10 protein-coding genes are annotated in these 12,391 nt (G+C 36.3%); 1 reads left to right on the plus strand and 9 read right to left on the minus strand.

Annotated elements, in window-relative coordinates; genetic code table 11:
• Position 1 precedes the first annotated feature (1 nt).
• From OU989_RS14830 to OU989_RS14860, 7 genes are all read right to left on the minus strand, one after another.
• Entirely contained in the window at positions 2 to 694 is a 693-nt protein-coding gene (locus OU989_RS14830) for a tRNA (adenine(22)-N(1))-methyltransferase (protein ID WP_274793786.1), read from the minus strand.
• A 194-nt stretch (positions 695 to 888) separates the two neighbouring features.
• Complete coding sequence (gene cccA / locus OU989_RS14835; RefSeq protein ID WP_274793787.1) at positions 889 to 1,251, minus strand: cytochrome c550; 363 nt, start codon at positions 1,249 to 1,251, stop codon at positions 889 to 891.
• A 423-nt stretch (positions 1,252 to 1,674) separates the two neighbouring features.
• Positions 1,675 to 2,241 (minus strand): hypothetical protein, encoded by a 567-nt coding sequence (locus OU989_RS14840; protein WP_274793788.1) that lies wholly within the window; start codon positions 2,239 to 2,241, stop codon positions 1,675 to 1,677.
• Positions 2,242 to 2,472: 231 nt separating this feature from the next.
• Positions 2,473 to 3,600, minus strand: a complete 1,128-nt coding sequence (gene rpoD, locus OU989_RS14845) for an RNA polymerase sigma factor RpoD (protein WP_004227165.1) — start codon at positions 3,598 to 3,600, stop codon at positions 2,473 to 2,475.
• Between the two features lie 32 nt (positions 3,601 to 3,632).
• The gene (dnaG, locus tag OU989_RS14850; RefSeq protein WP_274793789.1) at positions 3,633 to 5,465 is read right to left on the minus strand and encodes a DNA primase; all 1,833 of its coding nucleotides are present in this window, start codon (positions 5,463 to 5,465) and stop codon (positions 3,633 to 3,635) included.
• 206 nt (positions 5,466 to 5,671) lie between these two features.
• Positions 5,672 to 6,484, minus strand: coding sequence for a pyruvate, water dikinase regulatory protein (locus tag OU989_RS14855; RefSeq protein ID WP_274793790.1), 813 nt, complete (start codon positions 6,482 to 6,484; stop codon positions 5,672 to 5,674).
• 17 nt (positions 6,485 to 6,501) lie between these two features.
• Positions 6,502 to 7,134, minus strand: coding sequence for a transcriptional regulator CcpN (locus tag OU989_RS14860; RefSeq protein ID WP_274793791.1), 633 nt, complete (start codon positions 7,132 to 7,134; stop codon positions 6,502 to 6,504).
• Positions 7,135 to 7,561: 427 nt separating this feature from the next.
• Between OU989_RS14860 and OU989_RS14865 the strand changes: the two genes are divergently transcribed.
• Positions 7,562 to 8,947 (plus strand): glycine--tRNA ligase, encoded by a 1,386-nt coding sequence (locus tag OU989_RS14865; RefSeq protein ID WP_274793792.1) that lies wholly within the window; start codon positions 7,562 to 7,564, stop codon positions 8,945 to 8,947.
• 49 nt (positions 8,948 to 8,996) lie between these two features.
• On the opposite strand, the gene OU989_RS14870 is transcribed toward OU989_RS14865, so the two are convergent.
• Entirely contained in the window at positions 8,997 to 10,715 is a 1,719-nt protein-coding gene (locus OU989_RS14870) for an HD-GYP domain-containing protein (RefSeq protein WP_274793793.1), read from the minus strand.
• Positions 10,716 to 11,592: 877 nt separating this feature from the next.
• On the minus strand, positions 11,593 to 12,378 hold the full coding sequence (gene recO / locus OU989_RS14875) for a DNA repair protein RecO (RefSeq protein ID WP_274793794.1): 786 nt from the start codon (positions 12,376 to 12,378) through the stop codon (positions 11,593 to 11,595).
• Positions 12,379 to 12,391 lie beyond the last annotated feature (13 nt).

Consider the following 12,391-nt stretch of genomic DNA (forward strand, 5'->3'; position numbering starts at 1 on the left):
CTTACAAAACTCCTTCCACTAAACGTATTAAAGCCATTAGCTCTGCACGTTTTTCTTCAATTTCAGGTGTCTGTTCTGCTCCTTTAATAGATTGAAGGACACGTTGCCAGTTGTCTTTTTCACGTTGCCATTTTTTTATAAATGCTGGTGATTTGCGTTGGCTTAGTTTAGGGCCAACTAAAATCTCTGCTGTTGATAGCTCCATTTGCCCTCTTTGTAATACAAGGATTTCATAGATTTTATCATCTTCTTCTAAAATCTCTTCATCAAGGATCGCCCATTCATGTGCTAGAGCCCACTCCCGAATGACCTTGGCATGTATATTGGGTTGTAAGATAAGACGTGTGACACCTTGAAGCTTTTCGGGATGCTTCTCTAGAATGGAGACAATTAAAGGTCCTCCCATTCCAGCTATTGTCACCGTATCTACATGGTCTGCCTCTTCAATCGCTGCTAATCCATCAGCAAGACGTACTGTAATTTTTTCTACTAAGTTTTCCTTCTGAACTTGTCCTACAGCTGATTCATAAGGTCCTTTGACAACTTCCCCTGCTATGGCACGAGAGGCTGTTCCTTGGTGAATCAAATAACATGGTAGATAAGCATGATCACTACCAATATCCGCCATGACAGCTCCTGTTGGAACAAATTTTGCTACTGTTTCTAATCGCTTTGAAAGTTTTTGTGCGTTCATTTTATACCGCCTATCTTCAATAGAGTCATTAATAGTATGGATGATGTCGTGAAAAAAAACAAATGGAGTTGTCCATATTTCTATGTGGACAACCCCATTTTATTATGTACCTAAAAGTCCCAAGACGACCTCGGTGCATTCTTTTAAAGATAAAAGTAGCTGTACTTTAGCAGTACAGCTACTTGTCAGTCATACTATTCTAAAGTAGAAATGTATTCAGCGATTGCTTTTGCTTCCTCTTCAGTTTTCATGTTAGGTTGCATAGGAGTACCTTCGATACCCTTTGTTAAAACTTCTACGATATGTGCTTCATCTAAGCCATGTAGATTTGGACCCATACTACCAGTTAAATCACCACCGTGACAACCGATACAAGATTGTACTAGTGCTGAACCATCAGCATTCGCGTCTGTAGTTTCTGTAGTAGTTTCGCCACCACCCTCATGTTCAGCAGCAATTTCTTTCTTGTTATCTGCACCTTGTAAAGACATGAAGAAAATAAGACCAATACCAAATGCCAGAATTAAGATGTAAGGAACGACTGGATTGTTTTTCATAAGTTTCCCCTCCTCATTTTAAGTCTACTTCTATTATAATATAGAATCAGTCAACATCTAATATTGTACTTCATTAACAAAGAAACGAAAAGCCCTATTCGCTAAGTTTTCCTTTGTTTGTAACAAATTCGACATTTCTGTATCTATTGGATAAAATATGTCTTGCAAACACCAAAATTTGGTCAAATTGATCCCCCTATCCAACTCTTTTTCCTTATACTCTTGCTGTTATCATACCCTTTGCAGACATTCATATACCAAAAAATAAAAAAATCTGTATGCTATGTTTCAGCATACAGACTTTATTAATCCAAAAGATGAGAACTTTATTTACATGTTGATCAAATTGTAGATTCATTGTTGTAGAATAACATTTTTTAATGGTAAAGCTTATTTCGATGGAAATATTGTATGCGTACTGAGTTAAGATAAATTTATGATATAATACCCAATCAGTGCTAGTAATCCTAAAGCACCTGAGACTGTGAAATATAACAGTTTCATTTTAATACCCGACCAAAGCCATATTAGACAATTCGCTGCAATCAAGCAAAATAAAACCATATTATTTCCACTAAAATATGTAGTGCAAATGCGGATAGACATACTAAACAGCAGAATTGCCGCTAATACATGAAAAATAGGGGCTAGTAGTTGTTTTTTTCGTGCCATTTGCCATGCAACAATGAATAATATGCACGCGCCTATCCCCACAAGAACAGTTAAGATCAAAGTCAAAGATTTTATTGTAAAATAGATAGCCAATACAGCCATAATGGCGATACATAGACCTACAACTAACAGGATCATTTTTCTTTTTTCTGATGGTAAGATCGCTTGTTTAGGATGTTGCACTGGTTCTATTTCCTCTATATCTGCTCCTTCCGTATAAAGAGCTGCTAGAAAGTCGCAATAGTGCTCTGGCAAAAGTTTATTTTGCTTCCAAAACAAAATTTCATTCAGAATTATTTTTTTTCGAGGATTTGTCATAGTGTTAGCTCCAAACATTGCTTAATAATGGTTGTATTACAATTTTATCTCACACTATTTAAAAATACATCTGTACAAAGTAGCAAATCCATCATTCCCTTCATTCTAATTATCTATTATTGGAGATAACTAGATAGGTGAATAGAGGGGCACTTTTCATTTTCACTGTATAAAAAAGAGCTATCCAACTAGGTATTTTCACACTAATGGGATAGCTCCATCTATTTAAATTTACTCTAAGAAGTCTTTTAAACGTTTACTACGAGATGGGTGGCGTAATTTTCTTAATGCCTTTGCTTCAATTTGGCGAATACGCTCACGTGTTACGCCAAAGACTTTCCCTACCTCTTCTAAAGTTCGTGTGCGACCATCATCTAAACCAAAACGTAGACGAAGTACATTTTCTTCACGATCTGTTAAAGTATCTAATACATCTTCTAACTGCTCTTTTAACAATTCATAGGCTGCATGATCAGATGGAGATTGTGCTTCGGAGTCCTCAATAAAGTCTCCTAAATGTGAATCATCTTCTTCTCCAATTGGTGTTTCAAGAGATACTGGTTCTTGTGCAATTTTTAAAATTTCACGTACTTTTTCAGGTGTTAAATCCATTTCTTCACCAATTTCTTCTGGAGAAGGTTCACGGCCTAGATCCTGTAAAAGTTGACGTTGTACACGTATTAATTTATTAATGGTTTCGACCATATGAACAGGAATACGGATTGTACGAGCTTGGTCAGCGATTGCACGTGTAATAGCCTGACGAATCCACCATGTAGCATAAGTAGAGAATTTAAAGCCTTTACGGTAATCGAATTTTTCTACCGCTTTAATAAGACCCATATTTCCTTCTTGAATTAAATCAAGGAATAGCATGCCACGACCAACATAACGCTTCGCAATCGATACAACAAGACGTAAGTTAGCTTCTGCAAGACGTTTACGTGCTTCCTCGTCCCCTTGCTCAATACGCTCTGCAAGAGCAATTTCTTGTTCAGCTGACAGTAAATCTACTCGGCCGATTTCCTTTAAATACATACGTACAGGGTCATTAATTTTAACACCTGGTGGTACACTCAAATCATTTAAGTCGAAAGTTTCTTCATTCGCTTCTTCTTTCATGAGACTTTCTTCTTCAAATTCTTCTTTACCAATGATTTGAATATCTTTATGCTTTTCAAGATCCTCAGCAAAATGGAAAATTTCTTCGTTTTCCAATTCATAAGGCGTTAGTTTCTCTGAAATTTCTTTCATAGAAATTTCACCTTCTGTTTTTGCTTTTTCTTGTAGGAATTTTTTTGCATCATCTAATGTAATTTCTACTTCTATCTCTTTTGAACGTTCTGACTTGTCCGCCATAAACCTTCCTCCTTCTAAACAACCGAATCGGGTTAAATCGCCGATAACGATTTTCTTAAATGAATAATCTGTTGGGCGATTTCAAGTGCACGTGCATACTCATGCATCTTCTCCGCTTCCTTTGACTCATGCATCTTTTGATAAATTTCTTGCTCAATTCTATATTTTTGAAGCTGACGGATGGAGTCCATAACCTCTGCCTCTGCTTGATCAGGATCTCGCTCGACTAAAGCTGCTTCCATAACAATCTTCCGTAATTCAGCGTCATCTAAGATTTCCACAAAGCGTTGATAATCTGGATGACCATATTCCTCATAAAATCCTACTAAGCGAACAAAAACTGCCATATAAGCATCTCGTACAAATGGCTCTTTCTGGTCACTTCGTAATACCCTGTCTACTACATCTATATTATGAAGCATATGAGCCAGTAATAAACGTTCGGCACGTTCGGCTGCGTCCATAGGCTTTTGTTGCTGTGTGACTGGCATTGAAGGCATCTGTGTAGGTATTTCTGCTTTTGTAGAACGTACCTGATTAGCCTCCAGCTTTCGGAATTGGGCATAAATAGCTTCTTCCGAGATATTTGTTTCATTTGATAGCTGCCGTATATACAAATCTCGTTCCACTGGTGATGATCTACCTACCAGCTGTTCTAGGACTTCTTGAATATATTGAAGCGTATCATTTTCAAATTGAAAGTTCTTATTGCGTCTAGCATGCATCATCATAAAAGCAATATACGCATGAGGGTTTTCCAAAATTTGTTCCTTAAATGCTTGTCCACCTAAAGTGCGAATATATTCATCAGGATCTAATTTTTCTGGTAACACAGCAATATTAACTTTCATCCGCTCCGTATGCAGTAATTGCGCCGCTCGTTTTGCTGCATCAAATCCAGCATTATCACCATCATAGCAAATCGTAATCTGCTCTACTAAGCGCTTTAGCTTTGTGATATGCTGATTTGTTAGCGAGGTACCCATAGTCGCAACGGCATTCATTACACCTACAGAGTTAGCTGCTAGTACATCCATAAAACCTTCCATCAATACTACTTGACGATTTTTTCTGATAGAAGTTCGTGCTTTATCTAGGTTATATAGCACTTCACTTTTTTGAAATATTGGTGATTCTGGACTATTTAAATATTTCGCTTCCTCACCAGTTGATGAAATTATTCGACCAGAGAAGGCAATGATTTTACCATTTTCATCACGAATAGGAAACATGATTCGTCCTCTAAAACGATCAAAATAACGTTCTTCTCCCTCTCGCTTAATGATTAAGCCACTTTCCGCAATTTCTTGTAAGTTATAACCTTTTCTTTCAAGCAATATTGTTAATGCATCAAAGCTTGGGAGAGACCAACCAATGTTATTAGATTCGATAAGTTCCCTTGTAAATCCTCTTTCTAGTAAATAATTTAAAGGTTCTTCGCCATCCTCTGTATTTAATAGTAGATGGTGAAAAAAATCTGCCGCAAAAGCGTGTGCTTCCTTCATCCTTTCTTCTGCTTTAGATACTTTTTTCGTTCCCCCTGGAAAACTTGGCTCAACATCTAATTGTATGCCAACACGTTCTCCAAGTTTCACAACTGCATCAGGAAAAGAAATACCTTCCATATCCATTACAAAAGTAATAGCATTTCCCCCTGCACCACAACCAAAGCAATGAAAAATTTGCTTATCAGTTGATACAGAAAAAGATGGTGTTTGCTCTCCATGAAATGGACAGAGGCCAAACCAATTTCGCCCACGCTTGGTCAGCTGCATGTATTCACTAATTACATCAACGATATCCGATTGTGTACGAATCTGTTCAATTACTTCTTCTGGAATTTTCCCTGCCAAATCCATCACCATCTTTTATATTTGCGTTATAGAAACACAATTCGCTATTCGTTTTAAAATTCCTTTATTTCTCGACAAAAAATTAGGATTTTTCTCTTATAAATATTTTTACCACAATTTTATTATTATAAAACAAAAATTAGTTTTTATCTATACCATTTTCAAAATCCACTCAAAAAAACCGCCTCTACTAACCGAGGTGGTTTCAAATTACTTTCTTATTTACAGGTCAAAATATGTTCTATGATTGTATTTGCTGTCTCTTCTACCGCTTTGTTCGTCACATCTATAACTTTACAGCCTATTTTATCGACAATTTTTTCAAAATGTTGGATTTCTTCTAAAATTCGTTCATGCTGTGCGTATATGGCATCATCATTCAATCCAAGTGACATTAATCGTTCTTTTCTTATAGAGTTTAACTTTTCAGGTGAAATGATTAAGCCAAAGCATTTTTTTGGATCTAGCTGTAAAAGCTCTTCAGGTGGTTCTACCTCTGGAACTAAAGGAACATTTGCCACCTTATATTTTTTATGGGCTAAATATTGTGAAAGTGGCGTTTTGGACGTTCTTGATACACCCACAAGGACAATATCCGCCTGTAGTAACCCACGTGGATCTCTACCATCATCATATTTTACCGCAAATTCAATCGCTTCTATTTTTTTAAAATAATCATCATCAAGCATATGAACAATACCTGGTGTTTCTAAAGGATTCTCTTCCATAAAGGTCGCCATGGATTGTAAAGCTGGTCCTAAAATATCCACGGCATGAATTTTTTCTTGTTCACATAGATCATGTAATAATTTACGCATTTCTTGACGAACTAGTGTATAGACGATAAATGCTCGCTGTTGTGCTGCAAGAAAAACAATTTTACGAATAAGCTCCTCGGATTGAATATGTGGAAATCGACGAATAACAGTATTTTCAAGACCCGGTCGGAACTGGCTAATAACTGCTTTTGCAACTTGATCACCAGTTTCACCGACTGAATCAGATACAACAAATACGCGTAGTCTTTTCATGCAGTCTCCTTCTAACTTTAGACATTTTGTGCAAGAGATAAGAAAGCTCGTGTAATCGTTGTTTTTGTAAGACGACCTACTATGGTCAAACCACCCTCTTGGGGTTCAACCACTGGTAGCGAATCAACTTCTCGTTCAATAAGTTTGTTCGCCGCGACAACTAAAGAATCGGATCTTTCACAGTACGAAATATTTGGCATACGTGTCATAATAATATGTACTGGAATTTTATTTAAATCCTGCGTGCCAATACTAGTACGCAGTAAATCTTTGCGAGATAGTACGCCTGTCAAAAACTCATTCTTATCTACGACAAAGAGTGTACCAACATCTTCAGAAAACATAAAGCAAATTGCATCATAAACCGTCATAGTTTCTGGTACTACTACAGGACCCGAATGGAAATCCTTCACTTTTAAATTATGAATACTATCCATTAGGTTGACAGATGCCTTTTTACCTGAATAAAAATAACCAACTCTTGGTCTTGCATCTAAAAATCCTGCCATTGTTAGAATGGCTAAATCTGGTCTTAAAGTTGCTCTTGTCAGATTGAGACGTTCGGCAATATGTTCACCAGTAATAGGGCCGTTTTCTTTTACAATTTGTAATATGTCTTCCTGACGTTTATTGAGTTCGATTGGACTCACCGCCTCAAATCTAATAGTGTTATACTTATGCTCAATTATTATATACTATTTTAATAATTATTGCGAATTAAAGAACTACATGCTACAATATTGACACATACGCTTGCTCTATTTGTATTTTCGAGCAAAATTGCGTTATACAGGCGATGATGGGAAAAAAGTATCTGTTCCATTCAATAGCGAGTAGAAGATGGTGAAAGTCTACATAGCAACAGAGAAAAGGCACTCCCTGAGCTAACTTTTTAAAAAGAGGTTTTAAACATTTGTTTAAAACAATCAGGGTGGAACCGCGGGTATTAGCACTCGTCCCTGGGCATACATTGTGCCCGGAGACGGGTGCTATTTTCATTTAGTCCAACTAAATGAACAAACTTTAGCGATTTACCGCTAAAAGAATAATCTGTAAAACTAAGAAGGAGGCTATTTTATGGCTAACAAATCAATGGAAACCATCGTATCATTAGCAAAACACCGAGGTTTTGTCTTCCCAGGCTCAGAAATCTACGGTGGTCTAGCAAACACTTGGGATTATGGTCCACTAGGTGTTGAATTAAAAAACAATATTAAAAAAGCATGGTGGCAAAAATTCGTTCAAGAATCAGAATACAATGTAGGTATTGACGCGGCTATCTTAATGAATCCAAAAGCTTGGGTTGCTTCTGGTCACGTGGGTAATTTCAATGACCCAATGATTGACTGTAAATCTTGTAAAGCTCGCCATCGTGCAGATAAAATTATTGAAGATGCTGCGCTAGCAAAAGGTGATGAAATCATTGTCGATGGTATGACATTCGATCAAATGAAAGAAACAATGATTAAATATGACGTTGTATGTCCTGATTGCGGAAAAGCTGATTTCACAGATATTCGCCAATTCAACCTTATGTTTAAAACTTTCCAAGGTGTAACGGAATCGTCTACTAATGAAATTTACTTACGTCCTGAAACGGCACAAGGTATATTCGTAAACTTCAAAAACGTTCAACGCTCTATGCGTAAACGTACACCTTTTGGTATTGCACAAATCGGTAAGTCTTTCCGTAATGAAATCACACCAGGTAACTTCACATTCCGTACTCGTGAATTCGAACAAATGGAGCTAGAATTCTTCTGCAAACCAGGTGAAGACCTTGAATGGCATGCATATTGGAAAGAATTCTGTAAAAATTGGTTACTAAACTTAGGCATGAAGGAAGATTCTATGCGTCTTCGTGATCACGAGGATGATGAGCTATCTCACTACTCAAATGCGACAACAGATATCGAATTCAAATTCCCATTTGGTTGGGGAGAGCTTTGGGGCGTTGCTGATCGTACAGATTACGATTTAAAACAACATATGGAACATTCTGGTGAAGATTTCACTTATATCGATCCAGTTTCAAATGAACGCTATGTTCCTTATTGTATTGAACCATCTTTAGGAGCAGATCGTGTAACATTAGCATTCCTATGTGATGCTTATGATGAAGAGGAGCTAGAAGGCGACGATAAACGTACAGTGTTACGCTTCCATCCTGCTTTAGCACCATTCAAAGCTGCTGTTCTACCACTTTCTAAAAAATTATCTGATGAAGCGGCTAATGTTTGGGCTGAGCTTCGTAAAGCGTTCCCTGTTGATTTCGATGAATCACAATCTATTGGTAAACGTTACCGCCGACAAGATGAAATTGGTACACCATTCTGTATCACTTACGATTTTGACTCAAAAGAGGATGGCCAAGTAACAGTTCGACACCGCGACTCTATGTCACAAGTTCGTATGCCAATTGCAGAAGTAAAAGCATATATTGAAAAACATCTTCAATTCTAATGTTTAAATTACCAAAAGAGGGAGTAGCCGATAAGGCACTCCCTCTTTCTTATACTTGGGATGTTGAAAATAAGCGCTCTTGCATCTTTTCCTCAAAAGAAAACTTTTTCATACTCATCCCAATTAAACTAACAAGTACCTCTTCAATATCATCTAATGAGTAATATAGAAACGTTCCTTCTCGCATAGGACGTACTCGCTTATCAACAGTTCGCTCATCTTCAATAAAATAAGCGACATTCACATCGCAATGTCCCATTAATTGTGTAATTCGCTGATCATCACCAGGATTGATGAAAAATGGTACAATTTTATCAATATACAAAATACTTTGTACAAGCTTAATGAAAAAATTTTCTCGTAATGATGTTTCTACTACTAAAATGGCCGTTTTCTCATGCTGATAATCCATGTATAAAACATTTAATTGCTCTTCTAATAGTTTTTTTAAGATGCTTATAGCGTTTTTGTATTTCGTCATATCTGTTTGAATTTCTCTTGTTAACACACGTAAAATACGAAAGGCTGGTAAGAAAATTTTCAAAACAATTTCTTTAGGATGTAAATGGTCAATTAATTTATTAAAATGAATTCTCAGATTATTTTCATCACAGCGAATCAATTGCTCCACAAATAAGTTAAAAATCTCTTCAAAGCTATTGGAACGATAGTCAATCATCTTCGCAATTTTCACACTATAATTCAAAGGCAGGTTCATCAATTTCTGTTCATCTAGCAATCTCACCTTCGGTAATGTAGGAAATAAATCATACACTAACTCAACTTGTGCACTGCGATTATCTGACAACATTACAACCGAGTTGACTGGGTAAATTCCTAAACATTCTACAAACTTATGCATAAAATTCTCATTATATAAATGGCGATCTCTATATAAAACAGCTAAAGCATCTGTAGCACCGTAGCCCATATGATAGACTCTCTTTGATGTCATGGCTGAATAAACATCAATAATTTGTAATAATTGCACACCTTCACTCATATTATCTGCACAAAGTTGATTCGGATAGCCCTTCCCGGCAAAGCGTTCGTGGTGATCTCGCGCTAAATAGGCGATGTCCTCTTCATTTTGTTCTACTAGTAGCTCATAACCCCTTGTTGTGTGTGTTTTAACGATTTCAAATTCATCTTCTGAGAGCTTTCTCTTTAAATTTAGTATTTCTTGAGGGATAAACACCTTCCCAATATCATGGAACAAATAACCCCTTGCTAACGTTTCGATATCCATTAAACCTAGGTATCTAGCAAAGATGGTACCTAATACAAATACATCAAATGAATGGACAAAGGAATATTCATCCCATTCCTTTAAACGTATAAGCAGTTCATAACGATGTTTTTTTTCTAAAATTTTTTCGAAAATCTCTCGTACATAGGCTGTATCCTGCATACTTTTAAGTATTTGCCCATAGCGCAATTCATGTACGACATTCTCCAGGGTGGTCATAAAAAGCTGACTCACTTTTTCCTTATAATCATCAACTGGCTCGCTTTTTTCAATTAATGGGGCAAAGAGATCTTCATATTCTCTTGTTCGTTGCGCACTTAAATCATGGACAACTCGAACTGAATCAGATGGTAAATAGACAGACAATTCATCTACTTTACGAAGTTTAAGTAAGGCAATAATTCGTTCCGTTAAAACTAGATCCTTTTTAGCTAGTAAGCGATACTCTGAAAAAATATCTTCTGCTAAGATATCATTTGCTTCAACTTCATGAATACTTAAGGTTACTTTTCGTAGCATATTTTCTGCCACATACGCATGTACTAAGCACTATGTGACTCCCTCCTTCTTCCGTAAGACTGCGTTATTCTGATAAACGTATAAGCATACGTTTTTGCTGATAGAGGCTTTTCATAGGCAAATCTAAATTTATCTAACGTACATTTACGGGGATGAAACGACTAATTATACTCATAAAAATATAAATACGATTATCTACATCATTTACAATATCATAGGTTAAAATACCTTTTCAACTAGTATATGGGACTCCTATGAATAGTTTCTACTATTTATATATTGAAAACTAAATGAAAATACAAATCTATTTAACTATAAAATAATTAATCATTATAATTTCAATGTTATTAATGAATTCAATAGACATATAAATGATGATTTTAAAACAAGTATTTATTAAATAAGAATAAATTTTTACGTTAATTTTATTTTGTAAAATTTTAAATTTTATCCATCCACTTTCCTTATTAAAGGAAAGGTTTCATACGTAAAGTTTCCATTTTTTCACCTTTATAGAAGGAGATAAGTACTAAAGCTTTTTAATACATGTGAAAAACGTTAATGGAAAGCTAAAAGCAACGCTAGAAGAAGTAAAAGAAGAGGATTGTACAGAAATCTACCCATTAAGTGAACGGATAGCAAATTACCATTCGTACCAACACAGGTAACGGATGAATTAACACTAGCCGCTTCTGAGCTCCTTTCGCCCTTGTTTATGTAGTTATCGATTTTTGCAGACACTGCCATTCTCTATTTAACGGGGAAAAAACGGGGAAAGAGCTAAGCTGATCTTTATATTGAAAGTATTGCTGGTAAACGGGCTATTTTATTCGTATTAGACGATGAAATTTAAAGAATGCAAAATGCCAGAAGAACATTATTGATCTTCTGGCATTTCCTCTTTAGACCGTATTTGCAATTCAGGTGTTCTCTCTAGCTGCTCAATAAATTTTCTCGTCTTAAAGCGAATACCCGTTTGCTCTTCATAAATCGTTGTAATAATTTTTTTGATAAAATATTTTGTTTCCTTTTTCAAATCTATTTTTCCAATTTGATCAATTGGAACTGTATAAAACATACGTATTAGCTTAAGCTGGGTTGGGGTTAAGCGGATGATGTAGGGATCATGCTGATAACAGCGATGACATAAAAAACCTCCTTGTGCAAAGGAAAAAGCAAACTCTCCATCTACAGCTCCACATGAGGCACAAGCATGTAATATGGGTTGCACACCTGTATAGGGCAGCATTTTCCATTCTACAAAAAGGGTAATGGCTTCAGGATCATAGCCTTCCTCTATTGCTTGTAAAGCATGGAGTAAAACATCAAATGCAAAGGGCTCCGGCTTTCCTTCTTCTACCACACGCTCCACTAATTCCATTATGTAGCTAGCATAAGCTGTAGCCATTATATCCTCACGAATATGGCGCATAGAATTCAAATGCTCCCCTTGTTGCAATGTACCCATGCCTGTATGGTGTTGTACCATAAACATACCATACGTAAAGGGTTGTGTGACAGATGCTAATCGACTAGAAGGCTTTTTAGCTCCTCGTGCCATAGTGGCAACCTTCCCTGCCTCACGCGTCAATAAGGTCACAATTTTATTGGATTCACCATAAGCACGCACCTTTAAAACAATTCCTTCCCATTTATGAAGCATAGTCCCCCTCCTT

The organism is Lysinibacillus irui (assembly GCF_028877475.1).
GTDB lineage: Bacteria > Bacillota > Bacilli > Bacillales_A > Planococcaceae > Lysinibacillus > Lysinibacillus irui.